The organism is Natrononativus sp. DTA114 (assembly GCF_059736515.1).
Genome location: NZ_JCASSN010000001.1, coordinates 559,317 through 579,758 on the forward strand (window position 1 = coordinate 559,317; position 20,442 = coordinate 579,758).

Below are 20,442 nucleotides of genomic sequence, written 5' to 3' on the forward strand. Positions count from 1 at the left end.
CGAAGCGGCGACCGCCCCACCGAGCCGTCAGCGGTAAAACTTGAACTCTTTCTCCGGCACGTCGTCGACGTACACCCGCTCGAGTTCGAGCGACCAGCCGGGACGGTAGTTGCGCCGGTCGAGCCCCTCGGTCCACTCGAGACCACCGCTCGTGTCGTAGCCGCTCGTGTCGTCGCCCTCCTTGGGCATGCTCATCGGCGAGTAGAAGTGCGTCGCGCCGCCGCTGTTGTCCGCGACGCGGCAGGCGAGGATGTCGTCGGCCAGACTGGTGATCTCGGCGGTCGGATCCTGACCCGTCGCGTACGCGCCCCAGACGTCACGGACGCTGGTGACGCCCTGCTGTTCCATCCGTGTCGGAACGGTGAAGCCGACGGCGGTTCGGGCAGGGGTGTCGCTGATCGACGCCTCGGACATGATGATCCTGGCGAGGTCGTCGACGTTCTGGCTGGTGTGGAACTGGTTGGTACAGCCGCCCGGATCGCCACCCGATTCGTGCTCGAGGTAGGCGCCCGCACACCAGACCCAGTCGTTGTAACTCGGGAAGTGAACGCCCCACCAGGTGTAGCCGTCGCTCGTTTCGGGGCCGTTCATGATCTCGCCGCTCGTCCCTTCGGGATAGGTGTTGACGACGTCGTAGTGGAGCCCCGGTCCCTCGCGACCGTTGAGCCCCGTCGTCGTTCTGACGGCGTCGCCGTCGCTGAACGACGCGTTTACCGTCGATGCCGCGCTTCCCAGGACGGCAACGCTTCCGAGCGATACACCCGCAGTTCGCAGGAGTCGACGTCGTGATCGGTCCATACCGATCGAACACAGCCCGCCGTCGCCATTACCGATTGTGTCGAATACGTCATGAAAACGTACATGTAGGTGGATTCGCCGAGGTCGGGGTGATCGATTCGATCGAGTACCGGCACCTGTAGCCGGCTACTCCGCCCCGTACGCGGAGAGGGCGAACCCGACCTCGGCGGGCGGGCGCTCGAGGTCTGCCGCAATCTCCCGCACGTGTTCGAGCAGCCGGCAGTACTCGCGGGACGTGATCCGGTCCGTCGAACCGCGAAAGCGACCGAGACAGACCAGCCCGTCCCGAACACTTCGATCGACGATCGCGTACCGCTGTGGATTGAAGCCGGCCAGAACGCAGGACGCAGTTCGCGTCTCGACCCCGGTCAACCCGGTCAACAGCGTCACGCGCGAGAGGTCGTCCTCGAGTTCGGCGACGTTCCCCGTTACGGACTCGCACTCCCGATTGGTGTTCTCGAAGACGAGATGGGCGTTCCGGGCCGACACTTCGTATGCGAGCGCGTACAGTTGCTGGCGCGTGAGATTTCCCTGCGCCCGGTACTGTGCGCCACAGCGCTCGAGCGCGTCGGGGCAGATCGCACCCTCGTTCCTGTAGGCACTCACCAGGCTGTCGATACGGTCGTTCATGCTTTCGGAGAGTTTCACGCCACCTACGCTCCGAAACTATAGGTAATTTCCGAAAGAAGTGCTGGAGGAGGATACCGCCAATTACTCGAGAAACCGCGTCCGAACGTCGCCGGTCGGCATCATACACTGTTCTTTCTCGCCGAACCACCGGTAGCGGCGAGCGGCGACGAAGTCGTAGGCCCAGTCGCGGATCCGGCGAGGGAGAAACTTCCCGGGCCAGAGCAGTCGGTAGATCCCGCCCAGTCTCGTGGCGATCCGGATCACCGCGGACGATTTCACGTAGTAGTCGTCACCCTCGACGAGCACGATGGACTCGAGTTCGTCGGTCGGCAGGCCGTGCTCGGCCAGCAGTTCCTGACCGACGTCCGACTGGAGCGAGGCGAACCGAAACGTGCCCTCCGGATCGCGCGGCACGACGAACTGGACGAAACCGTTACAGAGGTTGCAGACGCCGTCGAAGAGGATAATCGGACCATCAGAGGTTTCGTTACCCATCGGGCGAAGCTACGATATCGCCCCTGTTCAGCGTTCCGATCACGACAGTGAGACGGCGATTCATCAGGTCCTCGAGCGCTTGCGTGGCTCACCTCGCCCAGGTAACACACCACCCGCAACGTTTTCGTGACGACCGAGAAAGGACGAGTATGACGGCCAGTTGGCTGCTGGACGAGCGACGATACGCCGGCGAGGAACACCTCGAGACCGAACAGGTCGCCCGCTACGACGAGAAGATCCCCTTCGATCCCACCGACGAGATCCAGTTACTGCTCGAGTACGGCCTCTCCGCCGAGGACACCGTCGTCGATTTCGGCACCGGAACCGGCGTGTTTCCGCTCGCGGTCGCCGACCACTGCGACCGCGTGATCGCCGTCGACGTATCGGAGACGATGCTCGAGGTCGCACGCGAGAAACTCGAGGACCGCGGGGTCGACAACGTCGAACTCGTCCACGACGGTTTCGTGAGCTACGACCATCGGGGCGACCCCGCCGAATACGTCTTCTCGAAGAACGCGCTCCACCTCCTCCCCGACTTCTGGAAGGTCGAGGCGCTGCAAACCGTCGGCGACACGCTCGAGCCAGGCGGGATCTTTCGGCTGCGCGACCTCGTCTACTCGTTCGATCCGCGGGACAGCAACGAGGAGATCGAGGCGTGGCTCGAGGCGATGACGGATACCGATTTCACTACCGAGGAACTCCACGCCCACTTCCGCGAGGAGTTCAGCACATACGACTTCCTGCTCGAGTCGATGCTCGAAGAGGCGGGGTTCGAGGTGCTCGAGGCGACCTACGAGCGCGGGTTCTACGCCGACTACGTCTGTCAGTGGAGGGGCGAGTAGTCGGCACAGTTCGAGCAGCTGGGGTTCGTTAAACTGTTTTCCCAGTGATATTTTCTCGTAGCTATGCTGAAGACAGAGCGCGAATGTGGCACGGGTTGAGGAGCGATCAACACGGGAGGTTGAACGCTCAGTACAGGTAATGCCGATAGTAACGGCCGAGAGAATTCCAGAGTATTGAACATGATCGGTTCTTAACTTGATGCTGACTAATGCCTTCCCGACGTAAGATAATTGTAGCAGGTACTGCCCTCGTCTCTCTATTTGGCGGTTGCCTCGAGTTTCTTGAAGAGACTCCCGCTGTCCTCGAAGTAGACGCAACTCTTCGTAACATGGGCGATGAATCCCGTACGTTCCATATCACTCTCGAGACCGAAGATGGCGTTATAGAGTGGGATTCGTATTCGGTTGATGCAGGAACCAATGACACGGTGAGGATTGAACCGCCCGAGGATGCGTTTCCAGTCGCTTTTCACGCTGCAGTTGATGAATTCGCAGACTCCCTCGAACTCATGGAACGAATCAATGTAGACGATGACTTTTGTCTCCACGTAAGTGTTCGATATGGAGGCTCCCCGATAGTGCGGAACTGCTACAGTATACAGATATTGACTGCTGAGTTAGGAGATTCTTTTTGGGTGATTCAGCGCCAACTGGACGAAATAAAGTGGGTCACGGTGCTGCATCCATCCTCGATATTCAGCACGGCATGTCTATCAGTGTCCCGAGATCCGACGAGGGCCATCAGCTCTTACACAAATCCGGCGAGCGGTTCGAACCACACCGCCGCGACGAGCACCGCGAGAAAGACGTACGAGCCGCGGATGAGCAACATGGTCGCGATATCGGGTTCGGCTCGACTCGCAAGCAGCGCGACGGCACCGAACGCCAGCACCGCGAGGACAGCAGTGGGGGGAAACACGCGCGCGACGGCCAAGGCGACCACCGCGAGCAGGCCCGCCACCATCAGCCCGTAGGCGACGGTGTACGCCCGATCGGGGCCGACGACGACGGCGACCGTGCGCTTGCGGATCGACTTATCGTAGTCGTAGTCCTGTGCGTCGTCGATCACCTTGATCCCCGAGAGCAACGCAAGGAAGACGACGGCGAAGCCGAACGGAACCGCGCCGATGGTGCCAGCCTGGACGTAGAAACCACCGAGGATTGCGAGCGCGATTCCCAGGGGGTAGCCGGTGGTCGCCGTCACCGGATTCATATCGAGCTGCGGTGCGTGGTGGAAGGCGATGAGCCACGTCGGGAGCGTGAGCGCGACGGCGATCCAGTCGACGAAAACGAACAGCAGTGCACAGCACACCGCGAACAGCCCCGTCGATAGCGCGAGGCCGACGTGACAGCCCCACTCGGTCATCGGATGGTCGTCGTCCTCGCCGCGGACGTAGAAGTCGACGTAGCCGTCCTTGACGTGGGCGGTGTACACCGCCGAAAACATGGCGACGACGTGTACCCCCGCGAGGAAGGGATCGACCGACGCCGCGAGGATCGCCCCGAACAGCGATGCCGCCAGCGGCGGCAACATGAACACGGGATGGACCTGGGAGAGATACGCGCGGACCGTCGGCTCGAGTCCCGACCCGTTTCGCGCGAGCGACATGTCTCGAGTGACGACGGGCTGATGTATAATACCGCGGGTGGCAACTGCGCAGGCACTCAGTCGCGTCCGGCGGTTACTCCAGGGTCCCGAGGTGGGCGTCCATCTCTCGAGCCAGCGATACCGGCGGGACGACCCAGTAGTACGAAAACACCATCCCGCCGTCGACGCCGTCGCCGGTTACCGTGTGGGTCCACTGCTCGCGCTCCTCCGCGAGCGGGAGGTGAAAGAAATGACGCCGATAGAGCTTCCCACGGCGTTCGTGGAGCCAGCGGTCCGTCTCGATGTGGATCACGTCGAGCGGGTCGGTGACGCCGCTTTCCTCCTCGAGTTCGCGGACGACGGCTTCGGCCGGCGTTTCCCCCTCGTCGACCGTCCCCTTCGGCACCTGCGGGCCGCCGTCAGCCGTCGGGTGGTCGAAGACGAGTAGCTCGAGGCCGCTCCGTCGCTCGCGGGTTGCGTAGGCGTAGGCCTTCTCGACGACGGGGTAGTCGGAACTCATGGGGAGGAAAGGGAGCCCCGAAGTCATACCGCTTCTGTCTCCGCTTGAGCGGCGCGACGGCATAACGATCGCCACCGCGCTACCGCTCGAGGTAGGCGATCCCGTCCGGGTGGAGTTCGGTGTCGTAGCGGTCAACCTCGCTCCAGGAATCGCAGTCGATCACGCTCACGTCGTTGGTCTTGTTGTTCGCGACGAACGCCCGCTCGCCGTCGGGGGCGAAAACGGTGCCGCCGGGCCAGATGCCGACGCCGATCCGCTTGATCTCCCAGGGCCGTTGCTCGCCGTCGCGGACGTGTTCGGTGTCGATCAGCGAGACGTCGTCGCCCTCGCGGTTGGGGACGAGGACGTGCCGACCGTCGGGCGAGGACACCACGCGGATCGGGTTCTCGCCGAGCAGCGCGCGACCCCGATCCTCGAAGGTGTCCGGGTCGAGCACCGAGAGCATGTCGTCACCCTGATTCGCCACGAGCAACCCGCCCTCGGGGTGAACTTCGATCCCCTCGGGCTCCTCGCCGACGATCGGATCTGCGAGGATTCGGCGCTCCTCGCAGTCGATCGCGGTTACGTTCTCGCTGCCGATGTTCGCGATAAACGCCCGCGACTCGTCGGGCGTGAGCGCGACCATGTGGGACTTGTCCTGGTGGGTCGGGAAGTGCTCGAGGATCTCGTCGGTGTCGGTGTCGATGACGTACACCTGGCTGCTGTACGTCGAGGCGAGCCACAGTTCCCCGGCGGACTCCCGGATCGCCAGCCCGTGGGGAAAGTCGAAGGCCTCGTGTTCGATCCGCTCGAGCAGGTCCCAGCCGTCGGTGTCGAAGACGAGCAGCGAGCCGCCGAGCGAGCAGGTGACGTAGACCTTCTCACCGCCGGGCGTGACGGTAATTTCGTGGGGATTGAAGTCCGTCTCGACGACGGTCTCGGTCTCGCCGGTGTCGGCGTCGAGCACCGACATCGTGTCCGAGTCCTTGTTGAGGACCAGTAGCTGGTCGGTCATACGCGATTCCTGCCGCGCCAGGAACCTAAACCCCGGAGCCGCGGCAAGAGCCGCCTCGAGCCTCGGGTGCGGCTGAACGCGAATCCGTGACCTACTGCCGTCGTCCCTCGAGTCGGCCGCCGTCTCGCGTCTCGGGGAAGAGCTTCCCCGGATTCAGGGTGTCCGTCGGGTCGAGCGCCAGCTTGACCGCTCGCATGACGCCGACGGCGGAGCCGTGTTCGACTTCCAGGTAGGCCTGCTTGCCCGCACCGATACCGTGCTCTCCCGTCGCGGTGCCCCCGAGACCGATCGCCCGACGGACGATCCGCTCGTAGACGTCCTCACAGAGCGCCACCTCCTCGGGGTCGTCGTGATCGACCAGTACGGTGTAGTGAAGGTTGCCGTCGCCCGCGTGGCCGAAACACGGTATCAGAAGGTCGTGTTGGGCCTCGAGTTCCTTCGCGAAGCCGACGAGGTCGGGATAAGCGCTGATCGGGACGGTCACGTCGCCGGGGTGGATCATCTCGCGGCCGGGGTCGTAGGCTGAGGTGGCGGGAGCGAGTTCGGTCCGGGCTTCCCAGAGGTCGCCCATCTCCGCCTTGCTCGCGATCTCGAACCGCTCGACGCTGTGAGCTTCGAAGACGAGTTCGCAGAGCTCGATTTCGGCCTCGACGCCGTGGTTGGCGTGGAACTCGAGGAACACCATCGGCGACTCGGGCAGATCGGCGTCGAGGTAGGCGTTCGCCATCCGGGCACTCAGTTCGTCGATCAGTTCGATCGTCGCGACGTCGACGCCCGAGCGGACGGCGTCGGAGACGGCGGCGGTCGCCTCGTCCAGACTATCGAAAATCGCCCGTCCACCGCGGATCTGTTCGGGCCGACCGGCCAATTCGAGCGTCGCCTCCGTGATCACCCCCAGGGTGCCCTCGCTGCCGACGAAGAGATCGGTGAGGTTGTAGCCGCTCGAGGACTTCGCGGCCCGCGAGCCGGTTTGGATGACGGTGCCGTCGGCAAGGACGACCTCGAGGCGGAGCGTCCAGTCCGACACCTCGCCGTACTTCACCGTGCGCATCCCGCTGGCGTCGGTCGCGAGCATCCCGCCGACGGTCGCGATTTCGCCCGAAGACGGCAGCGGGGGGAAGAACAGCCCGTCGCTCGCGACGTGCTCGTCGACGGCAGAGCCGATGACGCCGGGACCGACGTCGATCTGGAAGTCGTCGGGTCGGTAGTCCCGCACGTCGTCCATCCGGGTCAGGTCGAGGCTGATCCCGCGGTGGGCCGGCACGGCGTTTCCTTCGAGTCCCGTCCCCGCGGCGTAGGCGGTTACCGGCACCCCTCGTTCCGTGGCCGCGGCGAGGACGGCTGCCACGTCGTCGGTCGACGCCGGCCAGACGACCGCGTCCGGTGTTACTCCGTGGCCGTAGCGCTCGGCTCCCCAGTCCGTGGCGTGGGCCTCCCGGCTGCCGGTCGCGAACGAGATCTGGTCGGCCGCCAGCGGGAGATCCTCGAGGAACGAGCAGTCGCGTGTCATACCCTCTCCTGGGGGAGGCGGTGTATGAAGGTTTTCGACGCGGCAGAGCCGCCACCGAAACGCCCACGCTTCCGGGGGCCGAGAGCCGAGGTATGACAACCGACGGGTCCGAGGAGCCACTCGAAGCGCGGGTACGCGAACTCCACGATCACCTCGAGGCTACGGCGTCGCTCCCGATCGACTCGCGGACCAACCGCTGGCTCGGCGAGGCCGAAGCCGTCGTCCGGGACGCGGCCGAGAACGACCTGGACGACGCCACTGTTCGCAAGCGGGTGGGCCAGGCTCGGCACCTGCTCGAGGAGGCCGGCGAGACGGAGAACGACCGGGCCGACGAGCACGTCGAGGCAGCCCGCAGTCTCTGTGCGGAGATCCTCGACTGAGCGCCGTCACGCCCGAGTGCGGACCCGCCCGCTTGTCGATACGTCGATCGTCGCGGTCGAGCCGATTAGTCGTCCTCGAACCTGCTCTCGAGGACCGTCCGCCCGCTCTCGGTGATTCGGAAGAACGCCTCGTACCGCTCGTCTCGCTCGACGAGTCCGTCCCGCTCGAGTTCCGTGAGCGTGCGATCGATCGTTCGGTGCGGCGGTTCGAGTTCGTTGTCGAGTACGGCTACCGGAAGGGCGAGTCCGGTTTCCTCGAGGAGTTCGAGAACTGGCTGTTTCGCGTTCGTCATCGTGTGGAGTGGGTTGCTGAATCGGGTTCGTCGTCGGTGCGTTCGGCGTTCATCGAGTGCACGCGCCGGAGCGTTACTGAACGGCCGCCGTGGCGTCGTCGATGATCTCGAGGGCCTCCTTCAACTCGTCCATCGCCGTCGCGTAGGAGAGGCGGGCGTACCCTGCCCCGTTCGCGCCGAAGGCCTCGCCGGGGACGACGACGACGCCGCGCTCGAGCACTTCGTCACACCAGCCCTCGGGCACCTCCGGCATCGCGTAGAACGCACCGGACGGGGTCGGTACGTCGAGGCCAGCGTCTTCGAGCCCGTCGACGACGGTGTCGCGGCGGCGCTCGAACGCCTGGACCATCTGGTCCACGCAGTCCTGGGGGCCCGAGAGGGCGGCCTCTGCGGCGTACTGAGCCGGCGCGCTCGCGCAGGCCTGGCAGTACTGGTGGATCCGAAGCATCCGCTCGATCCGACGGTTCGAGCCGACGACCCAGCCCAGCCGCCAGCCGGTCATCGAGTACGTCTTCGAACAGGCGCTGACGACGACGACGTTGTCGGTGTTTGCAAACTCCATCGGCGAGCGGTGGGTCCCCTCGAAGACGATGTGCTCGTACACCTCGTCGGAGAGACAGAGCACGTCGTGCTCGTCGGCGATCCGGGCGAACTCCCGGACGTCGTCCTCGCTCTGGACCGCGCCCGTGGGGTTGCCGGGGCTGTTGACGATGAAGACGGCGGTGTCCTCGGTGATCGCCTCCTCGACGGCGGCGGGATCGAGGGTGAGATCGTCGCGGAGGGCGACGGGTTTCGGCGTCCCGCCGGCGATTCGCGTCAGCGCGTCGTACGCGACGAAACCCGGATCGGGGAAGATCACTTCCTGGCCCGGGTCGACGTGGGCCTCGAGCGCGAGGTGAAGCGCCTCGCTCCCACCGGCGGTGACGATGGCGTCGCCGGGATCGACGGCGAGCCCGTAGTCACGGTCGTACTTCGCCGAAATCGCCTCGCGGAGCTCGATGATCCCCTTGTTGGAGGTGTAGGCGTCGGTTTTTCCCGCCTCCACCGCGTTGACGGCGGCCCGGCGGGCATGTTCCGGCGTGGGGAAGTCCGGCTGGCCGATCCCGAGGTTGATCGCATCCTCGCCGGCGGCTTCGAACACCTCGCGAATGCCGCTGATCGACACCTGCTCGACGCGGTCTGAAAACTCCGTCATGCCTTACTAGGGGAGACAACCCCCGATAACTCTTGATGTATGGGTTCGATCCCTACGAACCATCTTATACGATGTACTGGTTCTCCGGAAGGAATATGGCGCTAGCTCGCCGACACCCGTGGTATGACTACCCGGAGACGCGTTCTCGCTGGCGGAGCTACCTGTGTTCTCGCGCTCTCGGCTGGCTGTCTCGATTTTGCGCTCGGACGGGCCCCCCTCGAGTTCGACTCGACGCGCGTCGCCCCGAGCGAGGCGGTGCTCGCGGAAACCGAGTACGCGGAGTCGATTGCCGAGCGAAACTTCCACGAGGAGGACGTCGACGTCGGCCTCGAGCGGACCATCCAGGCGACCTACTGGACCTCTGTGTACGTGAAAGAGGTCGAACTCCTGGGCCAGCAACGCGAGGCAGCGACGTTCGCTGCCGTCTCGATGCCCGGCATGAACGTGCTCGGCTCGTCGCACAACCCGCTCGCGGAGATGGATTCCGAGGAACTGCTCGCGGAGATCAGCGGGGAGTTGGACGGCGGGCTCGGGGACCTCGAGAACCTCAGTCACGACGAGACGATCGGGCTCCCGATTCTCGGCGAGGAGCGCTCCGTCGACCGATTTCAGGGCTCGACAGAGATCGACGGCGAGACGCTCGAGATCGACCTGTTGCTCACCGCCTTCGAACACGGCGACGATTTCGTCGTTCTGCTTGGGGGATATCCCGAACTGCTCGCCGACGAGGGCGTCAACGTCGAGCTACTGATGGAGTCCGTCGAGCGGCGGTCGTAACCAGCCGACCCCCCGTCCCCGCACACTCACAGCGACGGGGGTGACGCCGGCTCGAGTCCCAGTTCGTCGAAGCGCTCCGAAAGCGCCGCCGTTCGCGACTCGAGCTCTCCCGATCGGTGTGAGTCACTCCCCGGAACGAAGGAAACGTCCGCCGAGCGAAGCGCCTCGAGAAACTCCGGCGCCGGATGGTACTCGCCGTAGCCGCCGATCGCGCCCGCGTTGATCTCGGGGCGCGTCGAGGAGGTGGCGAGCGCGTCCGCGATCGCGTGCCAGTGATCGGTCGTGGTGTAGCCTCGCAGCGCCGGCGTCCGTTCGATCGCATCGAGATGCCCGACGACGTCGAACAGCTCCGACTCGATCAGCGTACGGAGCCGATCGTAGTAGTCGTCGACCAGTTCGGCGATCGCAGACTCGGATCTGGCTGCGAAGTGATCCTGGTCGAAGATCACCGTTCCGTCCATCTCGTGAACGCTCCCGATGGCGTAGTCGAACCCGGCGTCCTCGAGAAACGCCGCGATCGCCGTCTCGTCGCGGGGATCGTAGTCGAGTTCCACCCCGTCGTAGAGCCGGAGGTCGGTTTCCGCAGCGAGTGCGTCGAGTGCGGCCCGTCGTCGTTCGTAGGTCAGATCGAGGTTGAAGCCGAGCTCTCGCTTCGTCGCCGCGAGCGGCGACCGCTCGGAGACGTTACAGTGATCGGTGAACCCGATCGCCTCGAGGCCCGCGTTTGCGGCGGCTGAAAGCATCTCCGGGAGCGGGCGGCCGTCGGAGTAGTTCGTGTGGACGTGATAATCCGCGGTGAGGGACACGGGATGACGTAAGCCGGCCTGCTAGGTAAAGCTCGTGACTCCGACAGCGTCCGCGGCGGGCGGTCGTTCTCCGTCATCGCAGTCGGTGGGTGACCTACCTGTCGTCAGTCGTCAGCCGATCGACCCCGCCGATCCCGAGCTGGGGCTCCGGGGAGGAGTAACGAAGCCGAGGGGAAAATCGAACCGCGGTCAGTAGAACTCGCGGACGAGATCCATCGCGTCCTCCGGCGCACCGTCGGGGATCTCGGACATGTCCTCGGTGACGCCGTGCTGTTCGTGGTACGGCACCGAGTTCTCGTCCTGATACATCACGCCCTGGTACTCCTTCTCGGCGTCGAGGATGACCTCCTTGGCCGCCTCGTAGTCGTGGCGGTCGTGGCCTTCGTCGTCCAGGTCGACCAGGGTGTCGCGGAAGTAGTCGTAGGTGTCGACGTCGTTGAACGTCACACACGGGCTGAAGACGTTGACGAAGCCGAAGCCGTCGTGCTCGATGGCCTCCTGGACGATCTCTGCGTGGCGCATCGCGTCCGAGGCAAACGACTGGGCGATAAAGGTCGCCCCGGAGGCGAGCGCGAGCGCGAGCGGGTTGACCGGGGGCTGTTTCGGCCCCTCGGGGGTCGTCGAGGTCTCGAAGTCCGACCGCGAGGTCGGCGAGGCCTGGCCCTTCGTCAGCCCGTAGATGCGGTTGTCCATGACGACGTAGGACATGTCGACGTTCCGGCGGACCGCGTGGACGAAGTGGCCGGCACCGATGGAGTAGCCGTCGCCGTCGCCGCCCGCGACCATCACTTCGATGTCGGGGCGGGACATCTTGACCCCCTGTCCGACCGGGAGCGCACGGCCGTGAACCCCGTGGAGGGCGTAGCTGTGCATGTAGGTCCCGATCTTGCCGGAACAGCCGATTCCGGCGACCACGAACGTGTTGTCGGGGTCGTTGCCGGTGTTGGCGAGGGCTTTCATCATGCCGTTCATCGTCCCGAAGTCGCCGCATCCGGGACACCATGTCGGCTGCTTGTCGGATTTAAAGTCTGTGAATCGAACCTCTGAGCTCATGCTGGCACCTCCTCTGCGAGTTTGGTCTGAATCGCCTCTGCGAGTTCGTCGGCCTTGAACCTGACGCCGGTGTACTTGTTGATCCGCTTGAGTCGGGTCAGCGTATCGTGCTCGAGTACGTCCGCGAACTGGCCGGTCGCGTTACACTCGACGACGATCACGTCGTCGGCGGCCTCGACGTCTTCCGTGAGATCGGGCCGCGGGAAGATGTAGGGGACCGAGATGACCCGGACGTCGACGTCTTCCTCCTCGAGATAGTCGAGCGCCTCGACGAGCGCGCCCTCGTTCGAGCCCCACGAGATGACGAGGTTCTCCGCGTCGGAATCGCCGAACTCGCGGTAATCCCAGTCCTCTTCGGCCTGTGCCGTCTCGACCTTGCGGTTTCGCTTGTCGACCTGTTCGACCCGCACGTCGGTCTCCTCCGTTCGGCGGCCGAGTTCGTCGTGCTCGAGGCCCGTGCTCATGTGGGCGCCGTCGACGGTGCCCGGAATCGCGCGCGGGCTGACACCGTCGTCGGTCGCGGCGTGGGCGCGGAAGCGACCCTGCTCGTCGAGCCACTCGTCGACGGTGTCGTCGTCGACGAGCTTTCCGCGGTCGATCTCGACTGCGTCCATATCGAACGCTTCGGGCGGGAACGTCTGTTCGGTGACCGCGAGCGCGAGGTCGGCGACCAGATAGACGGGCGTCTGGTACTTCTCGGCGTAATTGAACGCCTCGACGGTCTTCCAGAAACACTCCGAAATCGTCGTCGGCGTGATGACGAACCGGGGAACCTCGCCGTGGCCGCCGTAGAGGGTCATGTTGAGGTCGCCCTGCTCCTGTTTCGTCGGCATCCCGGTCGACGGCCCGGAGCGCATCACGTCACAGATCACGAGCGGCGTCTCGCTGGTCGCGATCAGACCGAACGTCTCGGCCATCAGGTCGATGCCCGGCCCCGAGGTGGCCGTCATCGATCGCGCCCCGGCGCGGGCGGCGCCGAGAGCCATGTTGATCGCCGACAGCTCGTCTTCGGCCTGGACGACGTGGCCGCCGTAGTGTTCGATTCGGCCCGTGAGGTACTCCATCACGTTGGTCGCGGGCGTGATCGGATAGCCGGCGTAGAACCGGCAGCCGGCGGCGAGTGCACCCATGCCGATCGCCTCGTCCCCGTTGAGCAGGACGTAATCGTTGTCGGTCGTCTCGAGGTCGTAGCCCAGATTGATGTCGTAGTTCTCCTGGACGTACTCCTGACCGAGGCGGGCGGCTTCCCTGTTGTTTTCGACGATCTTCGATCCCTTGCTACCGAAGCGCTTCTCGAGGGATTCGTCGAGGTACTCGACGTCGAAGCCGGTGATTTCACAGGCAGCACCGAGGGCGACGGTGTTGCGCATGATGGCGCCACCAGCGTCCTCCGCGAGGGATTTGAGGGGGACGTCGACGGCCGTCGCCTCCTCGGGAATGTCGGCGTCCCAGGAGCGCTCACCGTCGTAGATGATCGCGCTGCCCTCGTGCAGTTCGTCGAGGTTCTCGTCGATGGTTCGCTGGGTGAGCGCCACCAGGATGTCGAGGCGATCGACGACGCTCTGGACCTGGTCGACGGAGGTGCGTATCTTGTAGGCGGTGTAGCCGCCGCGAATTCGCGACGCGAAGTCCTTCGACGTGAAGACGTGTCGTCCGGCTCGGGAGAGTGCCTGGGCGAAGATCTTGCCCGTGGAGTCGATGCCGTCGCCGGCCTCGCCTCCGATAGCCCAGTTTAGGTCCTCGGTCATGTCGTAGCGACCTTTGCCTCCAGTAAATGAAAAGGCTTCTGAAACCCCACCCGTCTCCGCGAAACGAGTCAACGGCTACCCACTCGAGAGTGAGTTTTTCGAGCCAGTGTCACCGAAGAGCGAACGTCTTTGGGCCCGCCGGTCGAACGGAGGCGTATGGAAGGCACCGAGGTCACCGTCGCCGACGTTCGCGAAGTCGGCGCCGACACCATCGCACTCGAGTTACGAACGCCCGACGGGTTCGACGCGCTCCCCGGACAGTTCGTTCTGCTGCGGGCCGCCCCGGAAAACGAGGTTATCAGCCGTCACTACACCCTCTCCTCGCCGTCGGTCGGAGAGACGTTCGAACTCACCGTCGGCGTCGATCCCGACGGTACCCTCTCGCCGTGGCTCGCCGACCTCGAGGGCGGCGAGACGGTCCACGTCGACGGCCCCTTCGGCACGATCACCTACGAGGGCGGAGAAGACGTGGTCGCGGTCGCCGGCGGCCCCGGCGTCGGCCCCGCGGTCGCCATCGCCGAGGCGGCACACGAGGCCGGCCACGACGCCGTCGTAATCTACCAGGACGACGACCCGGCACACGAGGATCGACTCGAGGCGCTCGAGGACGCCGGCGCGACGGTCGTCCTGATCGACGAGGGAGAGGGCGACGCGCTCGCCGAGGCGGTCGGCGCCCACCTCGACGACGGCCGCTACTATGTCTTCGGTTTCAGTGATTTCGTCCACGGCGTCGCCGACGCGATCGACGACGCCGGCGGCGACGCCGACGAGGCACTGATCGAGAACTTCGGCTGAGCCGGTCCGTCATCAGCCGGTGAGACTCACCAGTCGATTACCCTCTCGAAACCCCGGAAAAAGGGTTTACCGTCTATTTCTCGTTTCGTCAACCATGCGACGACGCGACCTGCTCGCAGCGGTCGCCGGCGGAACCACCGCGGGATTCGCAGGCTGTCTCGCGAGCGCCCGCGACCTCACCGCCGTTCCTGGCGGCGAAACGACGTCGGAGACCGACGACTACGTCGAGATCGGCGATCCCGACGAGGGAACGACTCCGCACAGCGTCGTCCTCGAGAACGACGGCGAGACGGACCGCGAGGTAACGATCGAAATCGAGGTCGGCGGTGAGCCCGCGTTCGACGACTCCCACGAACTCGCCGCCGGAGAACGCCTCGAGTTTCGACTCGCCGAGACGACGGAGTACCGGCTCTCGATCGAATCGGCGGACTCGAGAAGTGAGCTCCACCTCGAGGGTGCGTCGACGGGCTGTGCCGACTCGGAGACGACGATCACCCTCTCCGACCACGGGGTTTCGACCGAGACGGTGAGCACCGCCGGCGACTGTCCCCCGGACGAACAGATGGATGGGGAGTTCGAGTACGGCGACGGCGAGTGCGCCAGCGGCGACGAGACGGACCGCGCGACGATCGATCTCGAGGCGGACGTCATCAGGATCGAGGGCGTCGTCGAAACGCCGACGCCGTGTCACGGACTCTCGCTGGCGGGACTCGAGGAGGACTCCCTCGAGGTCGTCGTCGCCGTCGGCGAACAGGAGGCCGGTGTCTGTGTGCAGTGCATCGGCGCGGTTCCGTACACCGCTGTCCTCGACCGCCCCGATCCGCTGCCCGAGTCCGTCGTCGTCGTCCACGAGACGATGGGTGAGCAGCGGACGGTCGCGGAACTCGAGTGCTGACGCCTCCCGAGAGGTGTGCTGAGACTCAGTGTTCGACGAACTCGAGCAACACGCCACCCGTGTCCCGCGGGTGGAGGAAGGCAACGGTGTGGCCCCAGGCGCCGGGGCGGGGCTCCTCGTCGACGAGGTCGATCCCCAATTCGCGAGCGGTCTCGAGGGCGGCCTCGATATCGTCAGTCTCGACTGCGAGGTGGTGGATACCGGGGCCGTTGCGCTCGAGGTACGTCGCGATCGTTCCGTCCTCCCGGGGCTCGAGGAGTTCGAAGTAACCGTTTTCGAGCGCAAGGAAGACGACCCGCATCCCGTCGAACGTCTCTTTGTGGACGATTTCGGCGTCGAACAGACTCGAGAACAGGTCGGCGAGCGCCGCTGCGTCGTCGGTCGCGATACCCGCGTGATCGAATCGCATCGGTTGGCTCTGGGACGGCCCGTGGCGTTACTCTTGCGTTCTCGCTCACGGCCACGCGCATCTAGTCAGCGGAGTAATGTATTTAGTGGATGACTGAGAACCGCCGACCACATGCTGATAACGACCACGGAAACCGTCCCGGACCGCGAAATCGTCGAAGTGCTCGGCGTGGCCCGCGGCAACACCGTCGAGGCAAAAAACGCCGGCCGCGACCTCACCCAGGGGATCCGTAACGTCTTCGGCGGCGAACTCAAGGCCTACTCCGACCTGCTCTCGAAGTCCCGCGACGAGGCCATCAGTCGACTGGAGGCCGACGCCGAGGAACTGGGTGCCGACGCCGTCGTCAACCTCCGACTCGACACCTCCTCGATCACCGAGGGCGGGTCCGAGGTGCTGGCGTACGGAACGGCCGTTCGACTGCGGTAACGGAACGCCTCTCGACGGCTTCGTCCCCTCACGGAGGCCGGCGATAGCCGCGTTAGAACGGCAGGTTCTCGAGCGTCTCGTTGGCTTCGCCGAACTGGTCGAGCTGGCCGCTCAACATCTGCCGAAGCAGTACGACGAGGGCGTTAGTTGCCCCTTCGCCGGCGATGGCCTGTTCCTCGAAAACGTCTTCGCCGGTTTTCTTCCCGAGCGTCCCGAGCAAGGCAGCCTCGCGGTCGGCGAACACCAGCCGGCCGACGTTTTCCTCTTCGACCGGGAAGGCGGTGAAACACCCCGACTCCAGCAGCCCCGTCGTGGTGAACATCATGAACAGTTCGTCGTCGGCGTCCTCGCACAGCGACTGGCCGTACGAGACGATGTTCTCGCGTCCCGCGAGCGTTCGGACGTCCGCCTCGGCGGAACTGGTCGTCAGGCTCGCTCGGAAGTCGGGACCGAGCTGCGAGTGCATCCACGGGACCCGCAGGAGCGGGTGTCCCTCGTAGGCGATCGCCCGTTCGTCGGCGTCGTAGTCGATCAGCCCCGCCTCGCGCAGGGTCGGGATGTGGACGTGGTGGAAGAGGGTGAGTAGCTGGTGAACGTCCTCGGGCGTCACGTCCCGCGCGGCCACGCCCCGCTCTCTGGCGACGACTTCGCACGCCAACGTTTCGGTTCGAATCGATTGGTACTGGTGACTGAGCACGTCGAGAACGGTTCGCCGGCGATCGTCGGCGAGCGCCGCGAAGAGCGCGTCGCGCGGTCGGCCGTGAGCGGTCCCTTCGGTGGCGATCGCCTCGCGGATACCGGCGTCCCGAAGCGCGGGATGGTTGGTGACCGTAATGGCGTCCGCGTCGACGTCCCGTTCGATCAGCTTCGCGGACTCCAACATCGGTAAGTGGACGTGGTGAAGGGAGCGAAGTTCCGCCCGGCGCTCCGCGTCGGTCACGTCGCTTCGGGGTTTTTCGACCCGCCGGGCCGCAAGGGTCGTAGCGAGGTCTTCCCGCGTCACGGTGTCGGCCGTCCGGTCGACCATGATCTGCAGGAGTCGCCGCCGATCGCCGTTCGCCAGACAGAGAAAGAGATCGGAGAGCGGCTCATTCTCTCTAGTGATAGACTTTTCCGAGGCCATTCTTGGAGCCCTTCCGAGCAGGCCGGATAAAAGGTGTCCCCCGGACTATGCAGGCACGCCTCGAGAGGTGAGCAGTAGTCGCGTCCGTGTTCGGGTCGGTTTTCCGCACCCTCGCTTCTCCGCGAATCGCCGTCGAACTCGCCCGACGGACGCGTTACAACTCGAGCTGATTCGACAGCGTCTGCGGTAGCGCTCCGGTTTCGCTCAACTCGAAGACGTCGCGCATCTCGTCGTCGCCGAGATCGAAGTCGAACACGTCCGCGTTCGCCTCGATGTGATCGCGGCTCGAGGCTTTCGGGATCGCTGCCACGCAGGGTTGCTGGAGCAGCCACCGCAGCGCCACCTGCGCCGCCGTTTTGCCGTACCGATCGCCGATTTCCTCGAGGCGGTCGTCACCCACTACGTCACCCTTCGCGAGCGGGCTGTACGCCGTCAGCACGATCTCGTTCTCGATGCAGTACGAGAGCAGATCGTCCTGGCGATGGTAGGCGTGGTACTTCACCTGGTTGGTGACGATCGGCGTCCGCGAGGTCTCGACCGCCGCCTCTAGCTGCCCGACCGAGAAGTTGCTCACGCCGATGGCGTCCACGTCGCCCTGCTCCTGGAGTTCGTTCATCGCGCCGATCGACTCCTCGAGCGGTACCTCGTCGCTCGGAGCGTGCAACAACAGGAGATCGATGTCGGTACCCAGGCGCTCGAGACTTTCCTGCGTCGTGTGATGAACGTCGTCCGGCGCGGCGTTGTCTGGATGAACCTTCGTGACGAGGTAGACGTCCTCGCGGGAGACGGGACTCGACTCGAGGGCGTCGCCGACGGCGGCCTCGTTGTCGTACATCTGGGCGGTGTCGAGGTGACGGTAGCCGGTCTCGAGGGCGATCTCGACGGCTTCGCGGCAGTCGTCGCCGGTTAGCTGTGCAGTGCCGAAACCGAGAGCGGGCATCGGGGACGCCTGTCCATCGACGGCGGCAGTGATGTCTGTCGGGTGGGTCGTCATCGCTGAGGGCTTTGGCGCCACCGATAATCAAAGTCCGCCCGGCACTCGTGTCGAGTGCCCAGACGCCGCCGGTCGGAGATGCTCCCAGTCGACGCCGCGTTTAGACGCCGCCCGGGTGGTACTCACCGAACTCGTCGCGGAACACGTTACAGATCTCGCCGACCGTTCCATCGGTCTTCACCGCGTCGACGATGTACGGCATCACGTTCTCCTTGCCCTGCGCCGCCTCGCGGAGCGCCTCGAGCGCAGCCTCGGTTGCCTCGTCGTCACGGCTCTCGCGAACCGACTCGAGCCGTTCGACCTGCCGGCGCTCGTCCTCCGCGGTGACCGCCTGGACGTCCATCTTGGGATCCTCGTCGACCTCGAACTCGTTGACGCCGACGATGATCCGCTCTTTCTCTTCGATCTCGCGCTGGCGGTCGAAGGCGGTGTCCTGGATCTGTCGCTGGACCCACTGGGACTCGACGGCCTCGAGCATCCCGCCCCGGGAGTCGACCTCCTCGAGCAGGTCGTACGCCTCCGATTCGACCTCGTCGGTCAGGCTTTCGACGTAGTAGCTACCCGCGAGCGGGTCGACCGTGTCGGCCGCGCCGGACTCGTGGGCGAGGATCTGCTGGGTTCGCAGCGCGGTTCGCACCGACTCCTCCGTCGGCAGCGCGAGCGCCTCGTCCTTGCCGTTCGTGTGGAGGCTCTGCGTACCGCCCAGAACGGCCGCCAGTGCCTGGTAGGCCACCCGAACCACGTTGTTCTCGATCTGCTGGGCGGTGAGCATCGAGCCCGCGGTCTGGGTGTGGAACTTGAGCTGTTTAGACTTGGGGTTCTGCGCGTCGAAGCGCTCCTCCATGATGTCGTGCCACATCCGGCGGGCCGCCCGGAACTTCGCGACCTCCTCGAAGATGTTGTTGTGGCCGTTGAAGAAGAAGGAGAGCTGCGGGGCGAAGTCGTCCACGTCCAGGCCCGCGTCGATCGCCGCTTCGACGTACTCGATGCCGTCGCCGAGGGTGAACGCGAGCTCCTGGGCGGCCGTCGCACCCGCCTCGCGGATGTGATAGCCCGAGATGGAGATGGTGTTGAACTTCGGCACCTCGTCAGCGCAGAACTCGAAGATGTCCGTGATGATCCGCATCGAGGGCTCGGGCGGGTAGATGTAGGTGTTCCGGGCGATGTACTCCTTCAGCAGGTCGTTCTGGATGGTTCCCCGCAACTCGCTCCGGTCGACGCCCTGGCGGTCCCCGACGGCGATGTACATCGCCAGCAGCACCGACGCGGGCGCGTTGATCGTCATCGACGTGCTCACCTCATCGAGCGGAATGCCGTCGAACACCGTCTCCATGTCCGAAAGCGAGTCGATCGCGACGCCGGCCTTCCCGACCTCGCCGGCGGCCATCGCGGCGTCGGAGTCGTACCCCATCTGGGTGGGAAGGTCGAAGGCCATCGAAAGCCCGGTCTGGCCCTGATCGAGCAGGTAGTGAAAGCGCTCGTTGGTGTCCTCGGGGGTCGAAAAGCCGGCGTACTGGCGCATCGTCCACAGCCGGCCCCGGTAGCCGGTGGAGTACACCCCCCGCGTGTACGGCTCTTCGCCGGGGAACCCGAGGTCCTCGTCGTACTCGAGATCCTCGACGTCGGCGGGGGTGTAGAGGCGGTCGACCGCCTGACCGCCCGTGTCGGTCGTGAACGTCTCCTTTCGCTCGCCGAAGCGCTCGAGAACGGGTTCGACCTCCGCGTCGTGCCACTCCTCCGTGCCGGCACGGATCTCCTCGAGGTCGTCGGAATCGAACATTATAGACTCCGACGGTTGCCCGCGGCTTGAAACTTGAGAAATGTCCCGTGAGTGGCCGGTCGGTTCGCCCGCTCACCCGGTTTCGGACGTTCCGAGACGTGAGACAGTCACGCCAATGGGCAGTGCCCGTTTTACCGCCGGGAGTCGACTCGAGACGTATGGGGCCGCCGCTTCCAACCGACAGCGAGTCGACCGATCGGCGTCGCGCGACGCTGTACGTCGCGCCGTTTCTCGCGGTCGGACTGCTGAATCTTGGTACCCTCCTCGGTTGGGGACTCGACCCGCTGTGGGCGTTCGCAATCTTGCCACCGATCCTCTTTATTACGGTCGTCGGCTGGGTCGCCTTCCGTCACGACTTTCACCGACGCGACCGGCCGGACGGCGCCTGACG

23 protein-coding genes are annotated in these 20,442 nt (G+C 65.1%); 7 read left to right on the forward strand and 16 right to left on the reverse strand.

Annotated features, from left to right (window positions below; translation table 11 throughout):
* Positions 1–27: 27 nt before the first annotated feature.
* The 3 genes from AC6I6S_RS02925 to AC6I6S_RS02935 all read right to left on the reverse strand — a co-directional run bounded on the left by AC6I6S_RS02925 (position 28) and on the right by AC6I6S_RS02935 (position 1,923).
* A complete protein-coding gene (locus AC6I6S_RS02925) occupies positions 28–798 on the reverse strand; it encodes an SH3 domain-containing protein (RefSeq protein ID WP_497948231.1) in 771 nt (256 codons plus the stop codon).
* 126 nt (positions 799–924) lie between these two features.
* On the reverse strand, positions 925–1,446 hold the full coding sequence (locus AC6I6S_RS02930; protein WP_497948232.1) for a hypothetical protein: 522 nt from the start codon (positions 1,444–1,446) through the stop codon (positions 925–927).
* A 63-nt stretch (positions 1,447–1,509) separates the two neighbouring features.
* Complete coding sequence (locus AC6I6S_RS02935; RefSeq protein WP_497948233.1) at positions 1,510–1,923, reverse strand: thiol-disulfide oxidoreductase DCC family protein; 414 nt, start codon at positions 1,921–1,923, stop codon at positions 1,510–1,512.
* A gap of 149 nt (positions 1,924–2,072) precedes the next feature.
* Here AC6I6S_RS02935 and AC6I6S_RS02940 point away from each other — a divergent pair, with 149 nt between their 5' ends.
* Positions 2,073–2,765 carry a class I SAM-dependent methyltransferase gene (locus tag AC6I6S_RS02940; protein WP_497948234.1) on the forward strand — a complete coding sequence of 231 codons (693 nt, stop codon included), beginning with the start codon at positions 2,073–2,075 and terminating at the stop codon, positions 2,763–2,765.
* 748 nt (positions 2,766–3,513) lie between these two features.
* Here the strand turns inward: AC6I6S_RS02940 and AC6I6S_RS02945 are convergent.
* The 4 genes from AC6I6S_RS02945 to AC6I6S_RS02960 form a co-directional block, all read right to left on the reverse strand.
* Positions 3,514–4,374 (reverse strand): UbiA family prenyltransferase, encoded by an 861-nt coding sequence (locus tag AC6I6S_RS02945; protein ID WP_497948235.1) that lies wholly within the window; start codon positions 4,372–4,374, stop codon positions 3,514–3,516.
* A gap of 73 nt (positions 4,375–4,447) precedes the next feature.
* Positions 4,448–4,873, reverse strand: coding sequence for an NUDIX hydrolase (locus AC6I6S_RS02950; protein ID WP_497948236.1), 426 nt, complete (start codon positions 4,871–4,873; stop codon positions 4,448–4,450).
* 79 nt (positions 4,874–4,952) lie between these two features.
* Complete coding sequence (locus tag AC6I6S_RS02955; protein WP_497948237.1) at positions 4,953–5,867, reverse strand: beta-propeller fold lactonase family protein; 915 nt, start codon at positions 5,865–5,867, stop codon at positions 4,953–4,955.
* Between the two features lie 91 nt (positions 5,868–5,958).
* Positions 5,959–7,377 (reverse strand): FAD-binding oxidoreductase, encoded by a 1,419-nt coding sequence (locus AC6I6S_RS02960; RefSeq protein ID WP_497948238.1) that lies wholly within the window; start codon positions 7,375–7,377, stop codon positions 5,959–5,961.
* A gap of 92 nt (positions 7,378–7,469) precedes the next feature.
* On the opposite strand from AC6I6S_RS02960, the gene AC6I6S_RS02965 reads away from it, so the two are divergent.
* Positions 7,470–7,757 carry a DUF8152 family protein gene (locus AC6I6S_RS02965; RefSeq protein WP_497948239.1) on the forward strand — a complete coding sequence of 96 codons (288 nt, stop codon included), beginning with the start codon at positions 7,470–7,472 and terminating at the stop codon, positions 7,755–7,757.
* A 65-nt stretch (positions 7,758–7,822) separates the two neighbouring features.
* Here AC6I6S_RS02965 and AC6I6S_RS02970 read toward each other — a convergent pair whose 3' ends face one another.
* Positions 7,823–8,050: a hypothetical protein gene (locus tag AC6I6S_RS02970; RefSeq protein ID WP_497948240.1), complete on the reverse strand. Its 228-nt coding sequence runs from the start codon at positions 8,048–8,050 to the stop codon at positions 7,823–7,825.
* Between the two features lie 73 nt (positions 8,051–8,123).
* Positions 8,124–9,245, reverse strand: coding sequence for a pyridoxal phosphate-dependent aminotransferase (locus AC6I6S_RS02975; RefSeq protein ID WP_497948241.1), 1,122 nt, complete (start codon positions 9,243–9,245; stop codon positions 8,124–8,126).
* Between the two features lie 123 nt (positions 9,246–9,368).
* Here AC6I6S_RS02975 and AC6I6S_RS02980 point away from each other — a divergent pair, with 123 nt between their 5' ends.
* Positions 9,369–10,022, forward strand: a complete 654-nt coding sequence (locus tag AC6I6S_RS02980; RefSeq protein WP_497948242.1) for a DUF6517 family protein — start codon at positions 9,369–9,371, stop codon at positions 10,020–10,022.
* A gap of 26 nt (positions 10,023–10,048) precedes the next feature.
* Here AC6I6S_RS02980 and AC6I6S_RS02985 read toward each other — a convergent pair whose 3' ends face one another.
* From AC6I6S_RS02985 to AC6I6S_RS02995, 3 genes are all read right to left on the reverse strand, one after another.
* Complete coding sequence (locus AC6I6S_RS02985) at positions 10,049–10,828, reverse strand: PHP domain-containing protein (protein ID WP_497948243.1); 780 nt, start codon at positions 10,826–10,828, stop codon at positions 10,049–10,051.
* A 189-nt stretch (positions 10,829–11,017) separates the two neighbouring features.
* Complete coding sequence (locus AC6I6S_RS02990; RefSeq protein ID WP_497948244.1) at positions 11,018–11,881, reverse strand: 2-oxoacid:ferredoxin oxidoreductase subunit beta; 864 nt, start codon at positions 11,879–11,881, stop codon at positions 11,018–11,020.
* Positions 11,878–13,629, reverse strand: a complete 1,752-nt coding sequence (locus AC6I6S_RS02995) for a 2-oxoacid:acceptor oxidoreductase subunit alpha (RefSeq protein ID WP_497948245.1) — start codon at positions 13,627–13,629, stop codon at positions 11,878–11,880. The genes AC6I6S_RS02990 and AC6I6S_RS02995 overlap by 4 nt, the downstream gene beginning before the upstream one ends.
* Before the next feature lie 156 nt (positions 13,630–13,785).
* Between AC6I6S_RS02995 and AC6I6S_RS03000 the strand changes: the two genes are divergently transcribed.
* Together AC6I6S_RS03000 and AC6I6S_RS03005 are read left to right on the forward strand one after the other, a co-directional pair.
* Positions 13,786–14,424, forward strand: coding sequence for an FAD-dependent oxidoreductase (locus AC6I6S_RS03000; RefSeq protein ID WP_497948246.1), 639 nt, complete (start codon positions 13,786–13,788; stop codon positions 14,422–14,424).
* Positions 14,425–14,518: 94 nt separating this feature from the next.
* Complete coding sequence (locus tag AC6I6S_RS03005; RefSeq protein ID WP_497948247.1) at positions 14,519–15,319, forward strand: hypothetical protein; 801 nt, start codon at positions 14,519–14,521, stop codon at positions 15,317–15,319.
* 25 nt (positions 15,320–15,344) lie between these two features.
* On the opposite strand, the gene mce is transcribed toward AC6I6S_RS03005, so the two are convergent.
* Entirely contained in the window at positions 15,345–15,728 is a 384-nt protein-coding gene (mce, locus tag AC6I6S_RS03010) for a methylmalonyl-CoA epimerase (protein ID WP_497948248.1), read from the reverse strand.
* 111 nt (positions 15,729–15,839) lie between these two features.
* Here mce and AC6I6S_RS03015 point away from each other — a divergent pair, with 111 nt between their 5' ends.
* Complete coding sequence (locus tag AC6I6S_RS03015) at positions 15,840–16,154, forward strand: YbjQ family protein (protein WP_497948249.1); 315 nt, start codon at positions 15,840–15,842, stop codon at positions 16,152–16,154.
* A 52-nt stretch (positions 16,155–16,206) separates the two neighbouring features.
* On the opposite strand, the gene AC6I6S_RS03020 is transcribed toward AC6I6S_RS03015, so the two are convergent.
* From AC6I6S_RS03020 to AC6I6S_RS03030, 3 genes are all read right to left on the reverse strand, one after another.
* The gene (locus AC6I6S_RS03020) at positions 16,207–17,277 is read right to left on the reverse strand and encodes a DUF7344 domain-containing protein (protein WP_497948250.1); all 1,071 of its coding nucleotides are present in this window, start codon (positions 17,275–17,277) and stop codon (positions 16,207–16,209) included.
* Between the two features lie 154 nt (positions 17,278–17,431).
* Entirely contained in the window at positions 17,432–18,271 is an 840-nt protein-coding gene (locus AC6I6S_RS03025) for an aldo/keto reductase (RefSeq protein WP_497948251.1), read from the reverse strand.
* 100 nt (positions 18,272–18,371) lie between these two features.
* Positions 18,372–20,051: an acyl-CoA mutase large subunit family protein gene (locus AC6I6S_RS03030; RefSeq protein ID WP_497948252.1), complete on the reverse strand. Its 1,680-nt coding sequence runs from the start codon at positions 20,049–20,051 to the stop codon at positions 18,372–18,374.
* Between the two features lie 158 nt (positions 20,052–20,209).
* Between AC6I6S_RS03030 and AC6I6S_RS03035 the strand changes: the two genes are divergently transcribed.
* Positions 20,210–20,440 (forward strand): DUF8142 family protein, encoded by a 231-nt coding sequence (locus AC6I6S_RS03035; RefSeq protein ID WP_497948253.1) that lies wholly within the window; start codon positions 20,210–20,212, stop codon positions 20,438–20,440.
* Positions 20,441–20,442 lie beyond the last annotated feature (2 nt).